This is a genomic window from Pedococcus ginsenosidimutans, assembly GCF_039544395.1.
In the GTDB taxonomy this organism is placed as follows: Bacteria; Actinomycetota; Actinomycetes; order Actinomycetales; family Dermatophilaceae; genus Pedococcus; species Pedococcus ginsenosidimutans.
This window is the reverse complement of the sequence record NZ_BAABLO010000004.1, coordinates 746,214-766,854: the sequence shown is the minus strand read 5'-3', so window position 1 is coordinate 766,854 and position 20,641 is coordinate 746,214. Positions and strand designations below refer to the sequence as shown.

17 protein-coding genes and 1 tRNA gene are annotated in these 20,641 nt (G+C 73.3%); 11 read left to right on the top strand and 7 right to left on the bottom strand.

All coding sequences use genetic code 11. The features are described 5' to 3' along the window. The first annotated feature begins 57 nt into the window (after positions 1-57). Positions 58-882 carry an enoyl-CoA hydratase/isomerase family protein gene (locus tag ABEA42_RS08385; RefSeq protein ID WP_345502452.1) on the top strand — a complete coding sequence of 275 codons (825 nt, stop codon included), beginning with the start codon at positions 58-60 and terminating at the stop codon, positions 880-882. Positions 883-1,041: 159 nt separating this feature from the next. Then, the gene (locus ABEA42_RS08380) at positions 1,042-1,614 is read left to right on the top strand and encodes a M48 metallopeptidase family protein (RefSeq protein ID WP_345502451.1); all 573 of its coding nucleotides are present in this window, start codon (positions 1,042-1,044) and stop codon (positions 1,612-1,614) included. Between the two features lie 60 nt (positions 1,615-1,674). Here the strand turns inward: ABEA42_RS08380 and ABEA42_RS08375 are convergent, their stop codons facing one another. Both ABEA42_RS08375 and ABEA42_RS08370 read right to left on the bottom strand, forming a co-directional pair. Further along, the gene (locus ABEA42_RS08375) at positions 1,675-2,247 is read right to left on the bottom strand and encodes an NUDIX hydrolase (RefSeq protein WP_345502450.1); all 573 of its coding nucleotides are present in this window, start codon (positions 2,245-2,247) and stop codon (positions 1,675-1,677) included. Then, positions 2,244-3,683, bottom strand: a complete 1,440-nt coding sequence (locus ABEA42_RS08370) for a zinc-dependent metalloprotease (RefSeq protein WP_345502449.1) — start codon at positions 3,681-3,683, stop codon at positions 2,244-2,246. Before ABEA42_RS08370 ends, ABEA42_RS08375 begins: the two co-directional genes overlap by 4 nt. 123 nt (positions 3,684-3,806) lie before the next feature. Between ABEA42_RS08370 and ABEA42_RS08365 the strand changes: the two genes are divergently transcribed. Genes ABEA42_RS08365 through ABEA42_RS08355 form a run of 3 tightly spaced genes read left to right on the top strand, consistent with a single transcriptional unit; the run spans position 3,807 to position 6,516 of the window. Beyond that, positions 3,807-4,901 (top strand): NAD-dependent epimerase/dehydratase family protein, encoded by a 1,095-nt coding sequence (locus tag ABEA42_RS08365; RefSeq protein WP_345502448.1) that lies wholly within the window; start codon positions 3,807-3,809, stop codon positions 4,899-4,901. Next, entirely contained in the window at positions 4,898-5,377 is a 480-nt protein-coding gene (locus ABEA42_RS08360; protein WP_345502447.1) for a molybdenum cofactor biosynthesis protein MoaE, read from the top strand. The genes ABEA42_RS08365 and ABEA42_RS08360 overlap by 4 nt, the downstream gene beginning before the upstream one ends. After that, the gene (locus tag ABEA42_RS08355; RefSeq protein WP_345502446.1) at positions 5,374-6,516 is read left to right on the top strand and encodes a YlbL family protein; all 1,143 of its coding nucleotides are present in this window, start codon (positions 5,374-5,376) and stop codon (positions 6,514-6,516) included. Before ABEA42_RS08360 ends, ABEA42_RS08355 begins: the two co-directional genes overlap by 4 nt. A gap of 64 nt (positions 6,517-6,580) precedes the next feature. On the opposite strand, the gene ABEA42_RS08350 is transcribed toward ABEA42_RS08355, so the two are convergent. Then, positions 6,581-7,117 carry a PPA1309 family protein gene (locus tag ABEA42_RS08350; RefSeq protein WP_345502444.1) on the bottom strand — a complete coding sequence of 179 codons (537 nt, stop codon included), beginning with the start codon at positions 7,115-7,117 and terminating at the stop codon, positions 6,581-6,583. A 165-nt stretch (positions 7,118-7,282) separates the two neighbouring features. Here ABEA42_RS08350 and ABEA42_RS08345 point away from each other — a divergent pair, with 165 nt between their 5' ends. Together ABEA42_RS08345 and ABEA42_RS08340 are read left to right on the top strand one after the other, a co-directional pair. Then, a complete protein-coding gene (locus ABEA42_RS08345) occupies positions 7,283-10,387 on the top strand; it encodes a UPF0182 family membrane protein (RefSeq protein ID WP_345502443.1) in 3,105 nt (1,034 codons plus the stop codon). A 71-nt stretch (positions 10,388-10,458) separates the two neighbouring features. Continuing rightward, positions 10,459-10,535: transfer RNA gene (locus tag ABEA42_RS08340), tRNA-Met, on the top strand. Positions 10,536-10,607: 72 nt separating this feature from the next. Here the strand turns inward: ABEA42_RS08340 and ABEA42_RS08335 are convergent. Next, positions 10,608-10,961 (bottom strand): cupin domain-containing protein, encoded by a 354-nt coding sequence (locus tag ABEA42_RS08335; protein WP_345502442.1) that lies wholly within the window; start codon positions 10,959-10,961, stop codon positions 10,608-10,610. 327 nt (positions 10,962-11,288) lie between these two features. On the opposite strand from ABEA42_RS08335, the gene ABEA42_RS08330 reads away from it, so the two are divergent. Continuing rightward, a complete protein-coding gene (locus tag ABEA42_RS08330) occupies positions 11,289-12,803 on the top strand; it encodes an alpha/beta fold hydrolase (RefSeq protein ID WP_345502440.1) in 1,515 nt (504 codons plus the stop codon). A gap of 460 nt (positions 12,804-13,263) precedes the next feature. Further along, on the top strand, positions 13,264-14,043 hold the full coding sequence (locus ABEA42_RS08325) for a C40 family peptidase (RefSeq protein ID WP_345502439.1): 780 nt from the start codon (positions 13,264-13,266) through the stop codon (positions 14,041-14,043). Positions 14,044-14,102: 59 nt separating this feature from the next. Here the strand turns inward: ABEA42_RS08325 and ABEA42_RS08320 are convergent, their stop codons facing one another. Beyond that, complete coding sequence (locus ABEA42_RS08320) at positions 14,103-14,711, bottom strand: dsRBD fold-containing protein (protein WP_345502438.1); 609 nt, start codon at positions 14,709-14,711, stop codon at positions 14,103-14,105. A 241-nt stretch (positions 14,712-14,952) separates the two neighbouring features. Here ABEA42_RS08320 and ABEA42_RS08315 point away from each other — a divergent pair, with 241 nt between their 5' ends. Continuing rightward, positions 14,953-15,918, top strand: coding sequence for a Gmad2 immunoglobulin-like domain-containing protein (locus ABEA42_RS08315; protein WP_345502436.1), 966 nt, complete (start codon positions 14,953-14,955; stop codon positions 15,916-15,918). Positions 15,919-15,929: 11 nt separating this feature from the next. Here ABEA42_RS08315 and ABEA42_RS08310 read toward each other — a convergent pair whose 3' ends face one another. Then, the gene (locus tag ABEA42_RS08310) at positions 15,930-16,793 is read right to left on the bottom strand and encodes a PAS and ANTAR domain-containing protein (protein WP_345502434.1); all 864 of its coding nucleotides are present in this window, start codon (positions 16,791-16,793) and stop codon (positions 15,930-15,932) included. Between the two features lie 404 nt (positions 16,794-17,197). On the opposite strand from ABEA42_RS08310, the gene ABEA42_RS08305 reads away from it, so the two are divergent. Further along, positions 17,198-19,378 carry a DEAD/DEAH box helicase gene (locus ABEA42_RS08305; protein ID WP_425572018.1) on the top strand — a complete coding sequence of 727 codons (2,181 nt, stop codon included), beginning with the start codon at positions 17,198-17,200 and terminating at the stop codon, positions 19,376-19,378. A 94-nt stretch (positions 19,379-19,472) separates the two neighbouring features. On the opposite strand, the gene ABEA42_RS08300 is transcribed toward ABEA42_RS08305, so the two are convergent. Further along, positions 19,473-20,369 (bottom strand): MerR family transcriptional regulator, encoded by an 897-nt coding sequence (locus ABEA42_RS08300; RefSeq protein WP_345502433.1) that lies wholly within the window; start codon positions 20,367-20,369, stop codon positions 19,473-19,475. Between the last annotated feature and the right edge of the window lie 272 nt (positions 20,370-20,641).

The following is a 20,641-nucleotide window of genomic DNA, read 5'->3' as shown; positions in this document are numbered from 1 at the left end:
AAAATCCCGCAAGGGGGTGTGTCCTCCGTGCTCAGGACCGCCCCTAGGCTTCGTGCCGTGACGGGTCGACAGTGGTGGGACGGGGAGTACGAGGACCTGCAGGTCAGGGCCCACGAGGCGTCGGGCGGTCGGGTGGCGGTGGTGACGCTCGACCTGCCCGAACGGCGCAACTCGATGAGCGGGCCGATGACCGCGTCGTGGGTCGAGGTGATGCGGCTGCTGCGCGACGACCGCGACCTCGCCGCGGTCGTCGTCACCGGGGCCGCGCCGGCGTTCTGCGCCGGGGGCGACCTGTCGTGGATCGTGTCCGAGCCCGACGCCTCGGTGCCGGACCTGCGCGACCGCATGCTCGCGTTCTACCGCTCGTGGCTCGCCATCCGCGACCTCGAGGTGCCGACCATCGCCGCGGTCAACGGTGCCGCGATCGGGGCGGGTTTCGCCGTCGCGCTCGCGTGCGACCTGCGCTACGTCGCCGACGGGGCGAAGCTGGGCGTGCCGTTCACCGCCCTGGGCCTGCACCCGGGGATGGCCACCACCTGGTCGCTGCCGGACGTGGCCGGGCACGCCGTCGCCCGCGACCTGCTGCTCACCGGACGCATCGTCACCGGGGAGGAGGCCGTGCGGCTCGGGCTGGCCTCGCGCGCGCTGCCCGCCGACGAGGTGCTCCTCGAGGCGCTGGCGGCCGCGGAGCGCATCGCCGCTGCTGCGCCGGTCGCCACGCGACTGACGCTGCAGGCGCTGCGCGGGGGAGGGCACGCCGACCACGAGACGGCACTGCAGTGGGAGGCGCTGGCCCAGGCCACGACCCTGGCCACCGCCGACGTGCACGAAGGCATCGCCGCGGCGGCAGGGCGCCGTACCCCGCAGTTCCGCGGCCGGTAGCGACCCGACGCGCGCCGACCGCGCACGCCGGGATCTTTGAGCGCTCCGTACGGTGTCCACCGGGTCACCCGCTCAAGGACCCGGGGTGGAGGGGGCGCGGCGTGGGTGTCGGGCCGGAGTTCACCGGGGTTGTCAGGGTCCTCACCTATCGTGAGGACCATGGGGACCACTGACATCGAGGTCAGGCGCAGTCGGCGTCGGCGCCGGACCGTGAGCGCGTACCGGGACAACGGGCGCACGATCGTGCTCATCCCCGCCCGGTTCACCCGTGCCGAGGAGCAGCAGTGGGTGGCCACCATGGTCGCCAAGCTGGAGAAGGGCGACCAGCGCCGACGCCCAAGCGACACCCAGCTGGCCAAGCGTGCCGCCGACCTGTCCCAGCGGCACCTCGGCGGTCTGGCCAAGCCCTCGAGCATCCGCTGGGTCACCAACCAGAACTCGCGCTGGGGCTCGTGCACCCCTGCCGACGGCACCATCCGCATCTCGGCCCGGGTCAAGGGCATGCCCTCGTACGTCCTCGACTACGTGGTGCTGCACGAGCTCGCCCACCTGCTCGCGCCCGGCCACGGCCCGGAGTTCTGGTCCCTGCTCGAGAGCTACCCCCGCACGGAGCGCGCCCGGGGCTACCTCGAGGGGGTCGCCGCGACCGCCGGCCTGGACCTCGAGGACGACATCAGCGACGGCGGCGAGGAGCTGGGCGAGGCTGCCCTGGACATCAGCGCCGGCGACTGAGCCAGAGGGGGCGCCGGCCTGGTGCCCGGCGCCCGACCCGCAGCACCGGGGCCGGAGTCGTCAGCCCAGCATCCGCTGGGCGGCCCGGACGAGCGGCCCGAGCTCGGCCTCGGTCTCCGGCGGCATGCCGTCCGTCGGCCACCAGGCCACGTCCAGGGACTCGTCGCTGACCTCGTAGGCCGCGTCGTCGGGGGCGACGCCGGCGAACCGGATGTCGAGGTGCTCGGCGCAGCGCCCGAATGCCGGGGCCAGGAGCTCGTGGCGGTGCAGCTCGACGATCCGCGGGTCGAGGACCAGGTCCGGCAGCCCGCTCTCCTCACGGGCCTCCCGGGTCGCCGCCGCCAGAACCGTGTCGTCCTCGGGCTCGAAGTGCCCCCCGAACTGCAGCCACATCCCGGCCTTGGCGTGCAACGTGAGCAGCACGCGGTCGAGCGACGGGCTGAGGACGATGGCACCGGTCGTGAGGTGCTGCCGGGGCCCCTGCTTCCACAGTGCGCCCGGGTGCTCCGCGCAGTGGTCGAGCAGCTCGCGGCGCCACTGCTCCTGCTGCGGGTCCGGCGCCTGCCACCCGTCGAGGCGGGCGATGGCGTCCTCGCGGAGCGCGACGTACGCCGCGGGGACCTCGTCGGTCACTGGTCGGGGCCCTTCTCACCCTCGGCGAGCAGCTGGTCGAGGGCAGCGTCCATGTCGGTGTCGGTGGACGTGCCGAACCGCTCGACGTAGCCCAGCGGGTCGTCGAGGTCGGCCGCGGTGGGGGCGACGTCGGGGTGGCCCCACGCCGCGTCGCGGCCGTCCTGGCCGTGGCGGTCCTCGAGTGCAGCCCACAGGTTGGCGGCGTCGCGCAGCCGGCGCGGGCGCAGCTCGAGCCCCACGAGGCCGGCGAAGACCTTCTCAGCGGGACCGCCCGTGGCGCGCCGGCGGCGTACGGCCTCGCCGAGGCTGGCCGCCTGCGGCAGGTGCGCCCTGGTGGCCCGCTCTGAGACGACGTCGACCCAGCCCTCGACGAGCGCGAGGTAGGTCTCGAGGCGGGCGAGGGCGGCGCGCTGGCTGGCGCTTGGGTCGGGGCGGAAGAGCTGGTCCTGCAGGGCGGACTGGAGCGCGGTCGGGTCACTGGCGTCCACCGACGTCAGGGCCGACTCGATCCGGTCGGTGTCGATGCTGATGTCACGGGCGTAGTCGCGCACCGCGGCGAGGAGCTGCGGCCCGATCCACGGCACCTCGGAGAACAGCCGCACGCGCGCTGCCTCGCGCACGGCGAGGTAGAGGCGCACCTGGTCGAGGTCGACGCCGAGACCCTCGGCGAACGCCTCGACGTTGGCGGGCAGCAGCACGACCGAGCGGTCGGCGACGAGGGGGAGGCCCACCTCGGTGCCGCTCACGGTCTCGGTGGCGAGGGCGCCGAGCGCCTGTCCCACCTGCAGGCCGAACATCGAGCCGCTCATCTTGGCCATCATCGGCTCGACCTGGCCGAGGAACGCCGCAGGGTCCATGCCCGCCGGCAGAATGCCCTCGGGGAGCAGGCCCTCGGGCAGGCCGCCCTCACCGAGTTGCTGGAGCTGGGTGCGCATCGCGTCGCCGACCGCCCGGCCCACACCCTCGGCCACCGGCTCCACGAGGGTGCTCCAGGTCGCCATGGTGCCCTCGACCCACTCGGCCCGGCTCCACGCGTGGGTGGTGATGCCGGGGGCGTCGAAGGCCGTCACCTCGTCGAGCCAGAGCTCGGCGACCTGGGCCGCCTGCGCCACCTGGCGGGCGGCTGCGTCGCCGACGGTGGCGTCGCCCGCGGCGGAGACGGTCTTGCGGGCGGTGTCGGTGGCCAGGGACACGTTGAAGGGGTCGGTGTCGGGGCTGGCGAACATGGCCTGCATCTGGCCGACCATCATCTGCAGCATCGCGGGGTCGACGCGGTCGATGCCCATGTCCTTGAGGGCCTTGGCCATCTCGGGGTCGATCGTGCCGCCGGTGAGGCCCTTCAGCACCTCTTCGAGCTCGGCAGGCAGGCCGGAGCCGGTGGGTTCGTCACCGGACCCGTCTTGGGGTGAGTCGGGTGACTGCGGGTGGTCGGGCACGACTGCTCCTCGGCTGTCCTGAGAGGATGGGCTTCCACCCAAGACAACCACGCGGAGGCCAGTGTGAGTTCCCCTGCCCGTGCCGGGCGGGGCGGCGTTCGCTCGCGGCGTAGCGCGATCGACGTGGCCGTCGTCGGCACCGCCGACCCGGCGAGCCGTGCCGTGCTCCGCGCCCTGGTGGTCGCGGCCGCCCGGGGCCACGCCGCAGCCGGCGCCCCCGGGGCGCAGGCGCGCGTCGGCACCGTGGTCGCCGTGGACACCGAGCGACCGCCCGTGGGTGGGGTCGACTTCCGCTATGCCGACCCGGCGGACCCTGCCCTGGTCGCCGCGCTCACCGGGGTCCACACGGCCGTGTACGTCGCGGCCAGCACCGACCTGGGCGAGGACCTCGCCCTCGGGACGAGGGTGCGGCGGGAACGCAACCTGCGGCGCGCGCAGACCGTCGTGACGGCTGCGGCCGCCGCCGGGGTGCGGCACCTCGTGGTCGTGACCGGTGCGCAGGTGTACGGCGCCCTGCCGGACAACCCGGTGCCCCTGGAGGACGACGCCCCGCTGCGGGCGCCCTCGGACGAGGGCCAGGTCGGTGACCTTATGGACGTGGAGCAGCTCGTCGCAGTGGCCCGCGAGGTCCACCCGGGGCTACGTACCACCGTCGTCCGGCCCGCCGCGCTCGTCGGTGAGGGCGTCGACACGGTCACCACCCGCCACTTCGAGGCGCCGCGGCTGCTGTCCGTGCGCGGCACCGAGGCGGCCTGGCAGTTCTGCCACGTCGACGACCTCGGCTCGGCCGTCGCGGTGGTCGTCGCCCACGGGATCGAGGGTGCGGTGGCGGTCGGGTCGCCGGGTCACCTCACCCAGGCGGACCTCGAACGGCTGACCGGTATGCGCAGCGTCGAGCTGAGCATGGGCGCGGCGATGGGAACCGCCGACCGCCTCCACCGCGTTGGGGTCTTGCCGGCACCCGCCAGTGACCTGGCGTTCGTCGCGTTCCCGTGGGCGGTGTCCTCCCACACGCTGCTGGGTCACGGGTGGGTGCCGGTCCATGACAATGAGACGTGCCTCGGCGTCCTCCTCGACGCCATCCGGGGCTCACACGCGGTCGCGGCCCGACGCCTCGACCGCAAGGACGCCGCCCTCGGGGCGGCCAGTGCCGCAGTGGCCCTGGTGGGCACCGCGGCGATCATGCGGCGACGCCGCAGGAAGGGTGCCACCGCATGAGCGAACCGGTCACCACGCCGACCGCCCCGACACCGGCGAGCCCGACTCCCGACGCGCCCGAGGTGGTCCTCTGCGACGTCCGTGACGAGGCGCTGAGCGTCGACGAGGTCCTCGGGCTCGTGCGCCACCCGCGGTGCGGGGGCATCGCGGTGTTCGTGGGCGTGGTCCGCGACCACGACCACGGAGAGGCCGTGGCCGCCCTCGACTACTCGGCGCACCCCTCGGTCGTCGCGGAGCTGCGCGCGGTCTGCGAGCAGGTCGCGTCGAGGCACCCCGTGGCCCGCCTGGGGGCGGTCCACCGGGTCGGGCACCTCGAGATCGGTGACACCGCGGTGGTGGCTGCCGTGTCGGCACCGCACCGCGGGCAGGCGTTCGAGGCCTGCCGCGACCTCGTGGACACGCTGAAGTCGACCGTCCCGATCTGGAAGCACCAGCAGTTCTCCGACGGCTCCGACGAGTGGGTGGGGCTGCCGTGACGCACCAGCCTGCCGGCCCGCCCGGCATCGACCCCGCGGGCACCGGTCCCGCAGGCACCGGTCCCGCGAGCCCGGTCACGCCGGACCCGTACCGCCTCGGCCGTCGCTCGGCGACCGCGCTCGTGGTGATGTTCCTGCTCATCGCGCTGGCCGCGCTGTCGACGATCGTGGGCCTGCCCTACGTGATCATGAAGCCCGGCCCCATCACCAACACCCTCGGCAAGCTCTCGGGCAAGGACCTCATCACCGTCTCGGGCGCACCCACCTACCCCACGACGGGCGCCCTCGACTTCACGACCGTGCGCGTCGCCGGCGGCCCCGGCTTCCGCGTCACGGTGTGGGACGTCCTCAAGGCCGCCATCGACCCCAACGAGGCCGTCGTCAAGGAGGAGCTCTACTTCCCCAAGGGCGTCACGGACAAGCAGGTCGAGGAGGAGGGCACCGCGGAGATGATCGACTCCCAGCAGGAGGCGATCGCCGTGGCCCTCAAGGCGACAGGGCAGAAGGTTCCGACCCAGGTGGTCATCGGCCAGGTGGCCAAGGACGCCCCGTCCGCGGCCCTGCTCAAGGCGGGCGACCGCGTGCTGGCCGTCGACGGCAAGACGGTCGACGGGCCCGACGCCATCCGCAGCGCCATCAGCACGCACAAGCCCGGCGACACCGTCGCCCTGAGCCTGCTGCGCGACGGCAAGGACGTGAAGGTCGAGGCGAAGACGCGCGAGTCCGACGGCCGCACCACGGTCGGGGTCTTCCTCGGGACCAGGTTCGACTTCCCGTTCGACGTGAAGATCGACGCCGGCAACGTGGGCGGTCCCTCGGCGGGGACGATGTTCGCCCTGGGCGTCTACGACCGGATCACCCCCGGTGCCCTCACCGGCGGCCAGAAGATCGCCGGCACCGGCACCATCGACGCCACGGGGACGGTCGGGCCGATCGGCGGCATCCGCCAGAAGCTCGTCGGCGCCCGTGACGGGGGAGCGCAGTGGTTCCTGGCCCCGGCCTCGAACTGCGACGAGGTCGTCGGCCACGTGCCCGACGGGTTGCGGGTGGTGCGGATCGCGTCCTTCGACGAGGCGAGGAAGGCCGTCGAGGCCATCGCGGCCAAGCAGGCCACCAGCCTGCCCACCTGCACGAAGTAGACCGGCACGGAGCAGGCCCGTGGGAGCCCGGCGGCGACGGCGTAGGTCGCTCGCCGGGGTGGCGTCAGTCCTGGAGGGTCGCGCGGAGGGCGTGCACGAGGCCCGGTGCGATGTCCTCGCCGAGGGCGACCTGGTCGTCGCGGTCGTGGGCGCGCTGGCGCAGCAGGCAGCGGCTCTGCCCGTCACGGGTGACCGCGACCAGGAGCCGCACGTCCTGGCGCAGCGGGTGCGCGGCCAGCGCGTCGACGGCCGAGTCGGCGTGGACGGGCAGGTCGCGCTCGGCCTCCGGCGGCACGACGATCCGCTCGACGGCGAGGGCGGCGCCCACGACGGTGTCCGGCCACGCGATCCCACCGAGCAGCGACTCGAGGTTGGAGGTCGGCGGCAGGTCCTCCTGCTCGATGGCGCTGAGCGCACCCTCGGCCAGGTCGGCACCCTTCAGCTGGGCCTTGAGGTGCGGCTCGCGGGCGACGAGGTCCGAGGTGGGCACGAGCGCGAACAGGCGGGGGTTCTGGTCCCACCCCGACGCGGCGACGTGCCGCTCGGTGTCGAGGGCTGCGATGGACAGCGGGTCGGCGACGGGCTGGGAGGTCTGGCTCACGCGACCATCGTGCCGTATGGCGCTCGCGCGCCACCACGCGGCGGGCGAGCGGCGCGCACCCGGCTCGCGGGATACCCCGCGGGAACCCCAGCGCTGGTCGGTAAGTTGGTCCCACTACCAGCAGGCCGCCACCGTGGGCGGGCGGCGCGGCAGATCGGGCGTGCAGTGAGTTCTTCAGAGTGGTTCGGCCAGGGCGAACCGGGCGAGGGCGGTCGGCCCGGGGGCGCACCCCGAGGGGGAGCGGGCGGTCGACGTCCCCCGACCTTCACCTTCCGGCGGCGCCGCGGGCCGCTCCTGCCGACGATCCTCATCCTCGTGGCGCTCGGCTTCGTCGTGTCCATCGCGTCGTCGCTGTGGACCGAGGTGCTGTGGTTCGACTCCGTGGGCTACGAGAGCGTCTTCACCACCCAGCTGACCACCAAGATCCTGCTGTTCGTCGTCGGCTTCGTCATCACGGCGGCGCTGGTCGCCTCCAGCCTGCTCATCGCCTACCGCACGCGGCCGATCTACGCCCCGGTCACGACGCAGCAGCAGAGCCTCGACCAGTACCGCGAAGCCATCGAGCCGCTGCGCAAGGTCGCGATGGTCGGCGTCCCCGCCGTCCTGGGGCTCCTCGCCGGCACGGGTGCGGCGGGGCAGTGGCAGACGTTCCTGCTGTGGCGCAACGGCGGCGACTGGGGCACCAGGGACCCGCAGTTCCACAAGGACCTGTCCTTCTTCGTCTTCGAGCTCCCGTGGATCCGGTTCATCCTCGGCTTCTTCACGATGGCGCTGGTGATGGCGCTGCTGGCGGCCGCCTTCACGCACTACATCTACGGCGGCCTGCAGATCCAGGCGCGCGCCGAGCGCACCACCCGCGCCGCGCGCACCCACCTCGCGGTCCTCGTCGCGGTCCTCGTCCTGGTCCGGGGGGCGACGTACTGGTACGACCGCTACTCCCTCGCGGTCAAGGACTCCTCGCTGCTCACCGGCATCCGCTACACCGACGCCCACGCGGTGCTGCCGGCCAAGGCCATCCTGGCGGTGTCGGCCGTCATGGTCGCCGGGATCTTCGTCGCCTCGATCTGGACCCGGTCCTGGCGGCTGCCGGTCGTGGGTGTGGCCCTGCTGGTCATCACCTCGGTCGTCGTCGGCAGCATCTACCCGGCCCTGGTGCAGCGCTTCGAGGTGCGCCCCTCCGAGAAGTCGAAGGAGCAGCCCTACATCGAGCGCAGCATCAAGGCCACCCGCGCCGCGTACGGCATCGAGTCGGTGAAGACCACGCCGTACGCCGCGACCACCGAGGCGACCCAGGGCCAGCTGCGTGACGACGCGGAGACCATCCCCGGCATCCGCCTCGTCGACCCGATCGTGGTCTCGCCGACGTTCAAGCAGCTGCAGTCGGTGAAGTCCTACTACGCCTTCCCCGACGCGCTCGACGTCGACCGCTACACCGTCGACGGGAAGACCCGCGACACCGTGGTGGCCGTCCGCGAGCTCGACCTGCAGGGCGTCCCCACCAACCAGCGCAACTGGCTCAACGACCACACGGTCTACACGCACGGATTCGGCGTCGTCGCGGCGTACGGCAACCAGCGCACCGCCGACGGCGAGCCGGTCTTCTACGAGAAGAACATCCCGCAGACGGGCCCCTTGGGCCAGTTCGAGCCGCGCGTCTACTTCGGTGAGAAGTCGCCGCAGTACTCCGTGGTCGGCGCCGCGTCGTCGGCGTCACCCCGCGAGTTCGACTACCCCGACAACAGTGCGGCGGGGCAGAAGAACACCACCTACACGGGCAAGGGCGGCGTCGCCATCGGCTCGTTCGCCCGCAAGGCTGCCTACGCCCTGAAGTACCGCGAGCTCAACTTCCTGCTCTCCGACGCGGTCAACAGCGACAGCCGGATCCTCGACCACCGCACGCCGCTCGAGCGCGTGAAGCGCGTCGCACCCTGGCTCACTGCCGACGGCAACCCCTACCCGGCGGTCGTCGACGGGCGCGTGCAGTGGATCATCGACGGCTACACGACCTCCGCCGACTACCCGTACTCGCGGCTCACCGAGATCGACAACGCGACGTCCGACTCGACGACCGCGCGCTCGAGCGCGGTGACCCCGATCGGCACCGGCCAGGTCAACTACATCCGCAACTCGGTGAAGGCGACCGTCGACGCCTACGACGGCTCCATCAAGCTCTACGCCTGGGACGACCAGGACCCGATGCTCAAGGCGTGGAGCAAGGCGTTCCACAACACCGTGCGCCCCCTGTCGCAGATCAGCAGCGACCTGATGTCGCACCTGCGCTACCCCGAGGACCTGTTCAAGGTGCAGCGCCAGATGCTCACCCGCTACCACGTCACCGACGCCGCCTCCTTCTACGGCGGCCAGGACTTCTGGGACGTGCCCGAGGACCCGGCCCAGGAGGAGCGCAACGTCGACCAGCCGCCCTACTACCTGACGCTGAAGATGCCCGACCAGGACAGCGCGAAGTTCTCGCTGACCACGACGTTCAAGCCGGTCGGTGACCGGCAGGTGCTGTCGGGCTTCCTGGCCGTGGACGCCGATGCCGGCAAGGAGGCCGGGAAGCCGAGCCCCGACTACGGCAACCTGAGGCTGCTCGAGCTGCCCAAGGACAGCCAGGTCAAGGGACCGGGCCAGGTCCAGAACGACATCGGCTCGTCCAACCAGACCTCGCCGGCCTTCAGCCTGACGCTGTCGCAGTTCCTCAACAACGCGCGGCAGCAGGGTTCGCGGGTGACCTTGGGCAACCTGCTCACGCTGCCCGTCGGTGGGGGGCTGCTCTACGTGCAGCCCATCTACGTCAGTGCCAACACGACGACGGCGTTCCCGCTGTCCCGGGCCACCGTGGTCGCGTTCGGCAACAAGCTGGCGTGGTCGGACACCCTGGACGGCGCCCTCGACGGCCTGTTCGGCGGCAACTCCGGCGCCACCGCAGGCGACTCCGGCACCGGTGGTACGGGCACGGGCGGTACGGGTGGTGGCACGCCCACGACCCCCACCACCCCCAAGCCGGGGGACGCGGCGGCCCTGGCCAAGGCGCTCGCCGACATCCAGGCGGCGTACGCCGACGGCCAGGCCGCACTCAAGAAGGGCGACTTCGCGGCTTACGGCGATGCCCAGAAGGCGCTCGACGACGCGATCAAGCGCGCAGTCGCCGCAGCCCCCAAGGGCGGCAGCGTCACGGTGAACCCGACCCCGAGCGGCACCGCCACGACGACCCCGTCCGCCAGCTCCACGACGACGCCGTCGCCGAGCACCACGACGACGCCCTGACACCGCGGGAACAGTGCCCTGCACCCGATTTGGTTCGGGTGCAGGGCGTCCCGTACAGTGGTGACTACCGACGCGGGGTGGAGCAGCTCGGTAGCTCGCCGGGCTCATAACCCGGAGGTCGCAGGTTCAAATCCTGCCCCCGCTACCAACGCGTCAGCGACAGAAGGCCCGGACCACTGGTCCGGGCCTTCTGCTTTGCGCCGGCTTAGCGCTGCAGCGCTCACCGAGGTCTGGCGTACGCGGCGACGCCGGTGTCCAGCAGGACGCAGGCCTCGTCGCCCACGGTCCAGGCGTCGTGGCCCGGGTCGATGTCGACGACGTCGCCGGGCCCGAGCTCGAGCTCGTGGCCGTCGTCGAGGCGCACCGTCATCCGGCCCGAGAGGCAGATGCCGGTGTGGTGGGTCTGGCACGAGTCCGTGCCGGCGATGGGCTTGACGTCCTCGGACCAGCGCCAGCCGGGCTCGAAGACGCCACGGCCCAGCGTGAAGTCACCGATGGTGACGACGTCCATGTGGCCGTGCTGGTGGAAGGGGCGCCGCTCGTGCGGGCTGTCGATGCTCTGCTTGTCGGTCATGGTGACCTCCGGTTCGGGTCGGACCCGGGCGGCGCCGGTGGCGACACCCGCCCCGGCGTCGCACAGCAGGGGGACCAGCCCGGCCTGTGACGCCGGCGAGGGCTCAAGCCTCGTCCGCTGCCGCGCGCCCGACCACCGGCAAAAGTGCGAGCCCCGCGGGCACCCGTGCGCGGGCGCCATTGGGCCGGAGGACCTTCGCCTCTGAGGACCGGCCGCTGCCCGGGTCCACCCTCCAGGGGAGGGGTGGGCGCCCGTCCCGGAGGGGCGGTGCGGGCGCCCGTCCCGGAGGGGCGGTACGGGCGCCGGGCCGAGCCAACGGAGGTGGGGGTGGCACGTCGACAGGGTCGGGTGGCGCGCCTGGTGGCAGGAGGCGCGGCGGTCGCCTGCCTGGCCGCAGCCTGCACCACCCAGCCCGGCGGCACCTCGACGCCCAACGCCTCGTCGTCGGCCGGCACGCAGGCGTCCAGGACGCTGGCGGGGAAGGCGATGGTGGCCTGCACGATCAGCGGTGAACAGCCGGTCAAGGCCCAGGCTGCCGCGCTGTGCGGCGTCCTGCCCGTCCCGGAGGATCGCTCGCGCAGCGACGGTCGGCGAGTCGGCCTGCGCGTCGCGGTCGTCCCGGCGGTGCGGGCACCCAGCGCCGACCCGGTGTTCGTGCTGGCCGGGGGCCCGGGCGACGCGGCTACGCAGTTCTTCGCCTGGTTGCCGTCGGTCTTCAAGGACCTGCATGCGGCACGCGACATCGTGCTGGTCGACCAGCGGGGTACGGGGAGCTCCAACCGGTTGACCCTGCCGCAGCTACCGACCCTCACGGGTCTGTCCGCCCGCGCCGCGAACGCCCGCCTCGCCACCTGGTCGAGCGCCGCCCTCGCCTCCGTCGACGCAGACCCCCGCTTCTACACGACGACGGTCGCCGCCGACGACCTCGACGCGGTGAGGGCGGCGCTCGGCTACACGAAGATCGACCTCTACGGCACCTCGTACGGCGGCACGGTCGCCCAGTACTACCTGCGCCAGCACGGGGACCGGGTGCGGGCGGCCGTCCTCGACGGGACGACGCCGGTCGACGTGCCGGTCCTGGAGCGGATCGGGCGCAGCAGCCAGGCGGCACTGGACCTGCTCTTCCGCCGCTGCGCGGCGGACACCACGTGCCACCGGGCCTTCCCGCGCCTCGCCACCGAGTGGGCTGCCCTGCTGCAGCGGTTCGCCCACCCGGTCACGGTCGTCGACCCCGCCTCCGGCGCCTCGCAGGTCGTCGACAAGGTGATGCTCGCAGCCGCGGTGCACTCGGCACTGCTGACCGAGCAGGGCGCCGCGCAGCTGCCCCTCGCCCTCCACCTGGCCTTCCGGGGCCGGCTGCTCGAGGCCGGGCGACTCATCGGCACCTCCGACAACCCGGGTCCCACCCTGCTCATGGCGGACGAGGTGACCTGCTCCGAGAGCTGGGCACGGTACGACCCCGCAGAGGTGGCGCGGCAGGGCGAGCACTCGTATGCGCTCGCCCGCGAGCTGGCCCTGGCGCGCCAGCGGCAGATGCTCTGCGCACACCTGCCCGAGGGCGTCGTCCGCCCTGACGACGGGGCGGCGGTCCGCACGGCCACACCGGTCCTGTGGGTGGTGGGCGACGGCGACCCCCAGGACCCTCCGGCCAACCTCGGCGCCGTGCCCGCGCAGCAACCACACAGCCGCATCGTCGTGGTGCAGGCGCAGCAGCACGTCGTGGGCCACCTCGGGTGCGTGCCGGCGGTCATCGCGGCATTCCTGCACGCCGGGAGTGCCGACGGCCTCGACGTGTCGTGCATCGCGCGGACCGCTCCGGCGCCGGCGTTCCGGACGAGGTGAGGGTCCCGGGCCGGGACCTCCTGCACTGGTCGGGGGCGGGACCCGGGGACACGGTGGACGTGTGAGACCCAGGATGGTTGCGGCAGCGATGGCCCTCGCGGGGGCGGTGGCACTGTCCGGGTGCGCCCACCCGGCCACCCCGGTGTCGACATCCACCGGCTCGCAGACCTCGGGTCGAGCCACGACCAGCCAGGGCGCCACGAGCCGGCCCACCACCACCGGTCCACGCACGACGACCGCGAGCCCACACGGTACGACGTCGCAGCCGACCTCGCACCCGTCGCACCCGTCCTCGACGTCCACCGGCTCCCGGCCCTCGCCCCCGGCGACGGTGCGGGTCGGCCGCTCCGCGTGGGTCAGCGTGTCGGTCGCGACGCTCTGGCGCTCGTGGGCCTCTCCGCGCACAGTCGACCAACCTGCGTTGCGCGCGCCCGCCGAGATCCGGGGGTGGCTCGGCGCGATGAGCCTGACCGACCGTCGGGGCCTGCAGGGGAGGGCCGACACCCAGGCTCTGCTGGGTGACCGGGTCCTGGTGACCGCCGTCTCCGGGAGCTGGGCCAAGGTCGTCGTGCCCGACCAGCCGACCCCGCTGGACTCCCGGGGCTACCCGGGCTGGGTGCCGCTGCGGCAGCTGAGCGCGGTGGCTCCGGTCTCGGCGGCGCAGTACGCCACCGTGGTGTCGCGGACGGCCTGGTTGCGCGCCGACACCGCCGCCGCGACCCCGGTCGTCGAGGTCAGCTACGGCACCCGCCTCCCGCTCCTCGCCGGTGCCGGGAGCTGGCTGCGCGTGGGCCTCCCCGGCGGACAGGTGCGCCGGGTCTCACCGGCTGCCGTGGCACGGCGCACCGGCACCGCTGCGGCCCAGCCGACGACGGGTGTCTCCATGGTGCAGTCGGCCCAGGCGTTCACCGGACTGCCCTACCTCTGGGCGGGACGGTCCGGTTTCGGCTTCGACTGCTCGGGCCTGACCTCGCTCGTGCACCGGGTCCACGGCCTGGTCATCCCGCGGGATGCCGACGCGCAGGCCACCCGCGGCCGAGCGGTGGCCTCAGTCGCAATGGCTCCCGGCGACCTCCTCTTCTACGCGACGTCCTCGGGCTACGTGCACCACGTGTCGATGTATGCCGGCTCCGGCCAGATGGTCCAGTCACCCGCCACGGGGCAGGCGGTCATGACGATCCCCGTCTCGACACCGTCGTACGCCGTGCAGTTCGCCGGCGCCCGGCGCTACGTCCCGTGAGTCGGCGCTGCGTGCCCTGAGTCCCCGTCACCCACCGGCGTCAGCAGCACCAACCGGCGTCAGCGCGGGCGGAGGGTGACGTCGTGCTCGCCGGTGCGGTCCTCGATGTCACCGGCCGCCGTCTCGAGCAGCTGGTCGGCGAGCCGCCGCAGAGCCCTGGCGACCGCGACCTCCTCGCCGATCTCAGGGGTCACGAGGTCGTCGGGGCTGCGGTCGCTGTGTCCGCTGGCGGTCAGCCGCGTCGGTGCGTCCGCCACGAGGACGACGTGGGCGTCCGTCTCGTCGTCGGAGCCGAAGATGCTGATGCGCACCTGCCAGTCGTGCACGTGACGACGCTCTGTGGCGTGGGGCTCGGCGGCCGGGGAGACCCCTGCGGTGTGGGCGCCGTGCGCGCTCCCGGCCGCGTGGCCGTTGCCGTCGTGACCCTGCCCGTCGTGAGGCTGCCCGTCGTGGGGCTGCTCCGGGTGGCCGTACCCGGCCGCGGGTGCCCCGATGCGCAGCACCGCGCCGGGGCCGGGGTAGAGGAGGCCCTCGTGCCCGTCGCTCCACCTGACCAGGAAGGGTGGTGTGCCTCCGGGGCCCCTGGCCTCCAACACCTCCCCGTCCCTGACCGGCCCCTCCACGACGACGGGGGCGAGGACGATGCGGTCCCCGGGCTGTGCCTTCATGGCAGCCTCCATTCTGGTGTCCGGGCACCCAGTGTGTGGGTGCGTCGACAGGGCCCACAGGGCCGTTGGTCCCGGGCAGGGCTCGGGCAGGGCTCGCGGAAAGGGCTCGCGGGCCGGGCCGGGCTCACGGGCTGCCGCTCACGAGGCGAATCCCCTTCGAGCAGTAGGGGAGGGCTTTCGGCCCTGGGCGGGGTCACGCGCCTGCGGTGTGCTGGGGGAAGGCAGACGAAGGAGGGGCGCCATGAGAGGTCGAACGGCCCGCGTGGTGACGGCAGCCGTGGTGGTGCTCGCCGCGGCGGGCGCGTGTGCGGGGGCGGGCAACCCTGCCCCGTCGGGGACGTCGACGTCGTCCATCTCGTCATCACCCCCGGCGAGCTCGGCCACCGCGCCCAGCCCGTCCAGCACCGCCAGCTCGTCCTCCACCTCGCCGAGCACCACGACCTCGGTCCCACGCGGGTCGACGACGCTGCACGGACGCACCCTGCCGAACGTCCCCGTCTACTACATCGGTGAGTCCCAGCGCTCCTTCAGGCTGTACCGCGAGTTCCGCACCGTCCCGGACGCCGGAGGGACGGTCGCTTCCGCCGTGAGCGCCATGACCCGGCTGTCCCCGCTCGACCCGGACTACTCCACGCCGTGGCGACCGGCCACCCGGGTGAGGGTGTCGCAGCGCGGCAGCGCCGTCACGGTCGACCTCTCCGCCGACGCCTTCGCCAACACCAACCTGGGCAGCGAGCTGGCGGCCACCGCGATCCAGCAGCTCGTCTACACGGCCAGCGCCGCGGCGTACCAGCGCGGGACTCCGGCCACGACGGTGACCATCACCAAGGACGGCAAGGCTGCCGACGTCTGGGGAGTGGTGCGCATCGGCACCCCCGTCCGCCGGGCCCCGCTGCTCGACGTGCAGGCCCGCGCCTGGGTGACCTCACCCCAGTACGGCGAGGTCCGCAAGGCCGGCGTGGTCAGGTTCACCGGGTACGGCACGTCGTTCGAGGCCACGTTCGCCTGGGCCGTGCGCACGAAGGCAGGGGTGCTGGTGGCCCACGGGTCCGCCATGGGTGGCACGGGCACCGGAGGGTTCGGTGCGCTGTCGTTCACGGCACGCCTGGGGCCGGGCACCTACACGGTGACGCTGTCGACCGACGACCCCTCGGGCGGCGCCGGAGCCGGACCGGCCACGGACGACAAGACCTTCACCGTCCGCTGACGCGTCTGCGCTCAGTCGTCCTCGAGGGGCTTCAGGCCCAGGTAGGTGCAGGCGCGTCGTGCCGGGCTGAGGTCGTCGTCCTCCTCGACCGAGACGAACTCGGCGACGAGGCCCTGCGCGATGAGCTCGACCTCGGTGCCGGTCTCCTCCGAGCGCCAGCGCAGGAGCTCCAGTGCAGCCCCGGCCGTGAGCCGGAACGCGCCGATGAGGATGCCCTTGGCCTGCTCCAGCGCGATGACGCGTTCGAGCGAGGTCGGCGTCTGGGGCCGGCCGCCGCCCGCCTGCTGCCGGAAGGCGTCGGTGAGGTCGACGAAGTAGCCCTGGACCGCGATGACGTTGCCGTCGTCGTCACAGAAGCCCTCACCCACCGAGAGCACCTCGCGGATGCGGCCGTGCGCGTCGACGACCCGGTGGCGGCAGCAGAACGGCTCCCCGGTCGCGAGCACCCCGCGCAGGGTGTCCTCCGTGGCCAGGAGGTCCTCGGGGTGCTTGTGCGCCATCAGCAGGTCGGTGCTCGGCTCCACGTCGCCGGCCTCGAACCCGTGCAGGGCGAACATGCCCGGCGACCACCACCACGAGCCGGTGACGACGTCGAAGCGGAACCGCGCCGCCGGCTCCGAGGTGCCTGCCGCGACGGCGACGAGCGGGTTGAACGGCTCGTCCCACGGCTCGTTGACGTCGAGTTCGCCCTTGTCCGGCGCTTCGTCCGTCACCGTCCCGACGGGGTCGTGTGCCGGTGGCATCGTGTCCGTCACGGGCTGCGCGGGGCCGGATGCGGGCTCCGCCCGGTCGACGGCAGCAACCGCCGCCTCGGGGGGCAGGTCGGGATGGGGGGCGCCGGGGAGCGGTGCCTCGTGCGGGGTGACAGTGCTCATCTCGACTCTTCCGCCTCGGCCCATCGTCCAGTGGCCAGAGAATACCCACAACGTCGTGGGATATGCGCACTACGTACGGTTCGGGTGCCACTTGGTGCCGTGACCAGCCTGTCGTCGTCCCGTACCGGTGGTGGACGGTAGGATCTGACCAGCACCGGCTCCCGGCCGGACCGCCCATCTCGCACCGGCTCGGCCCGGCGCTCGGCGGCTGTCGTCCAAGGGGTTCGTCGGTGCCACCAGTGGGCGAGCCGCGAGGCCGCCCCGGTCCCACGCAGCTGGGTGGGACCGAGTCACGTCGTGGGGGTCCTCGTGCCAGCCCGACGTCCGATCGTCCGGCCGTGACGTGCGTGCCGGTTGTCAGTCCGCACACCAGCTCGTCGCGGTCTTCGCGGAGGAGGAGTCAGTTGGCTCGAGGCCAGCGCCAGAACGGTGCCGCCCGCAGTGGGGGTTCGGCCGGGGGTCCCGGTCGGGGCGAGGGGTCCCGCCGCACCGGTCAAGGGGGTTCGCGCCCCGGCCGTCGCGGGCGCGAGCTCGACAACGAGGGCATCATCCCCGTGCTCGCACGTGCGGTCCGCGAGGTCGAGACCGCCGCCCAGCGCGGCCGCGTACGTCCCTCCGGCCGCACCACGTTCCAGGTGGTCGCCCTCCTGGTGCGCGAGGAGCGCGCGCGCATCAAGGCCGACGCGACCATGTCGGAGGGCCAGCGCGCCGAGCAGCTCAAGCGGCTCGACGGCCTCGCCACGATCCTGGCCAAGACGGCCGCGCGCGACACCTCCCTGCTCGTCCTGCTCGCCGAGGACGCCACGGTCTCCGACGACGCCAAGGACCTGCGCCGCCAGATGCAGGCAGCCGCGGGGCTCGAGCTCCCCGAGGAGGAGGAGCCCGAGCCGGAGCCGGAGACGGTGTCGGCCACGGTGGACCGCCGCGTCGTGCCCCAGTCGGTCGTCGCCCGCCAGCTCTCCAACCCCTTCCTCGCCCCGGACTTCTCCGCGGTCGAGCACCACCGCCCGGTGACCGGGCGCCTCGGCAGCTGGGAGCTGCTCGGCCCGCTGTTCCGCTCCTTCGAGTACGGCGGCGCCTCCTCGTGCATGGACCTCCCCGAGCCGGGGACGGTCAGGACGCCCCCGGGCATGGAGCTCATGCACCACCAGGCGCAGCTCGTCGAGTCCGCGGCGCAGGGCCACCGCACGTTCCTGCTCGCCGACGAGCCGGGCCTCGGCAAGACCGCGCAGGCGCTGCTCGCCGCGCAGGCGGCCGACGCCTACCCGCTGCTCGTGGTGGTGCCCAACGTCGTCAAGACCAACTGGGCCCGCGAGGCCCAGCTGTGGACCCCCGAGCACCCGGTGACGGTCGTGCACGGCAATGGCGAGGACATCGACGGGTTCGCCGACATCGTCGTCGTCAACTACGAGGTCCTCGACCGCCACGTGGGCTGGCTGGGCAACCTCGGGTTCCGCGGCATGGTCGTCGACGAGGCCCACTTCATCAAGAACAAGACCTCGCAGCGCTCGCAGCACGTCCTGCAGCTCTCGGAGCGCATCCGCACCCGGACGGTCCGTCCGCTCCTCATGGCCCTCACCGGGACGCCGCTCATCAACGACATCGAGGACTTCCGGGCGATCTGGCAGTTCCTCGGCTGGGTCGACGACAAGAAGCCGCTCGGCCCGCTCATGCACGCGCTGGAGCAGACCGGCCTCACTCCCGCGGACCCCGGTTTCTACGCCGCGGCCCGCACCAGCGTCATCGAGCAGGGCATCGTGCGGCGCCGCAAGGTCGACGTCGCCTCCGACATCCCCGCACGCCGGATCGCCGACCTCCCGGTGGAGCTCGACGACGAGGCCGGACGCTCCATCCGGGCCGCCGAGCGCGAGCTGGCGCGGCGCCTCGTGGCGCGTTACGACAGCGCGATGGAGACGCGCAGGTCCAGCGTCCTCGTCGAGGGCATCGACCACGAGCTGGTACGGCGCGTGGCCCGGTGGGAGCGGGAGGACACCAGCCCCTCGGCCACGGAGGAGAACGTCTTCGGCGTCATGCGTCGCATCGGCCAGGCGAAGGCGGGCCTCGCCGCCGACTACGCCGCCCAGCTGGCACGCAGCGTCGGCAAGGTCGTGTTCTTCGCCAAGCACATCGACGTCATGGACGTCGCGGAGGAGACGTTCGCCAAGCGGGGGCTGCGCTACTCCTCGATCCGCGGCGACCAGACGCCCAGGCAGCGCGAGGCAGCCATCAAGGCCTTCGTGGAGGACCCGGACGTGGCCGTGGTGGTCTGCTCGCTGACCGCCGCCGGGGTCGGCCTCAACCTGCAGGTGGCGTCGAACGTCGTGCTCGCCGAGCTGTCGTGGACCGACGCGGAGCAGACGCAGGCCATCGACCGCGTGCACCGCATCGGCCAGGGCGAGCCGGTCACCGCGTGGCGCATCATCGCCGCTCAGACCATCGACCCCAAGGTGGCCCAGCTCATCGACGGCAAGGCCGGCCTCGCGGCTCGTGCCCTGGACGGCTCCGACGAGGACGTCAGCTCCTCCGAGGACATCCAGCTCGAGGCCCTGGTCGCGCTCCTGACCGAGGCCCTCGAGAAGCGGTAGCCGCACCGGCGGTGTGGGCCGGGCGGTCGCGCCGCAGGCGGGTGCCCCGCCCGCGCCCGCGCCTCAGGCGGGGGCCCCGCCCGCGCCCAGCTCCTCAGGCGGGGGCCCCGCCCGCGCCCAGCTCCTCGACGAGGGTGCGGGAGGCTCGCCGCATCGCGTGCCCGAGGGTGCGGGTGCCGTGCCCGACCTCGTCCTGGGCCGAGCCGCCGACGAACACCGGCAGCTGCGGACGTGCAGCGCGCAGGGCGTCGACGGTCTCCCGGACGGCGATGACGTCCGTCACCATGGGTGCCCCGATGACGACGGCGGCGGGCGGCCGGGCGCGGACCAGACTGACCCAGCTCTGGGGCGGCAGGTCCGCACCGAGGTAGACGACGTCGACCCCGAGGCGTCGCAGGGCGACCGCGAAGGCCAGGACCCCCAGCTCGTGCAGCGATCCGCGGGCCAGCCCCACGGCCACCAGCGGCCCGCGGGCGGGGACGGGCACGGCGTCCAGGGTCGCGCCGAGCCGTCGCTCTACCGCCGCGCTCACGACGTGCTCACCGGCGACGTCGACCAGCCCGTCGCGCCACCACGACCCGACCCTCTCGAGCGACGGCATGAGCCAGTCGTCGAGGACCTGCTCGAGGTCAGGGGAGGCGAACGCCGTGTCGAGGGCTGCTGACACCGCCTCGCGGTCGAGGTCGACCGCGCCCTGGGCGAGGGCGGTGGTGTCCCACGGGGTCGAGGCCGGGGAAGCCGGGGGCGCTGCGGGGCGTGGCCCGTCGAACGCCTCGGCACCGGCGAGCAGGTGGGCGGCGGCGGTCCGGGGTGCCCACCCCGCAGCCACGAGCGCTGACATCGCCCGCAGCACCTGCAGGGCGTGCTCGTCGTAGAGGCGGTAGCCGCCCTCGGAGCGCTCCGGGCGCACGAGCCCGTAGCGCCGTTCCCACACCCGGAGGGTGGCGGCCGGCACACCGGTCAGCTGCGCCGCGTGCCCGATGGAGTACACCCCAGGAAGGCTAGTCCGCATCCTTGGTCAGAGGCTGGACAACGCCGCGACCGAGGGGCACCATCGTCCTAGGAGACTCTGGACAGAGATTGGACACGGAGACCCCGAGCCCGTTTCTTTAGTCGTCCACCCGTGACCCCGGGCTGCCCCACCGGCAGCCCCGCGCGGGCGGACCGTGGATGGCCCCTCCCGGTCTGCCCGGTACGGCCCCGACGCGCTGTGACCCGCTCCAGCGCGTCGGGGACCGGTCCGTCCACGCCTCCTGTCGCCGT

Coding starts and splice junctions, on each gene's coding strand:
- ABEA42_RS08380 (WP_345502451.1), top strand. CDS start 1,042: ATGGGGACCACTGACATCGAGGTCAGGCGCAGTCGGCGTCGGCGCCGG.
- ABEA42_RS08360 (WP_345502447.1), top strand. CDS start 4,898: ATGAGCGAACCGGTCACCACGCCGACCGCCCCGACACCGGCGAGCCCG.
- ABEA42_RS08335 (WP_345502442.1), bottom strand. CDS start 10,961: ATGACCGACAAGCAGAGCATCGACAGCCCGCACGAGCGGCGCCCCTTC.
- ABEA42_RS08325 (WP_345502439.1), top strand. CDS start 13,264: ATGAGCCTGACCGACCGTCGGGGCCTGCAGGGGAGGGCCGACACCCAG.
- ABEA42_RS08320 (WP_345502438.1), bottom strand. CDS start 14,711: ATGAAGGCACAGCCCGGGGACCGCATCGTCCTCGCCCCCGTCGTCGTG.
- ABEA42_RS08315 (WP_345502436.1), top strand. CDS start 14,953: ATGAGAGGTCGAACGGCCCGCGTGGTGACGGCAGCCGTGGTGGTGCTC.
- ABEA42_RS08310 (WP_345502434.1), bottom strand. CDS start 16,793: ATGAGCACTGTCACCCCGCACGAGGCACCGCTCCCCGGCGCCCCCCAT.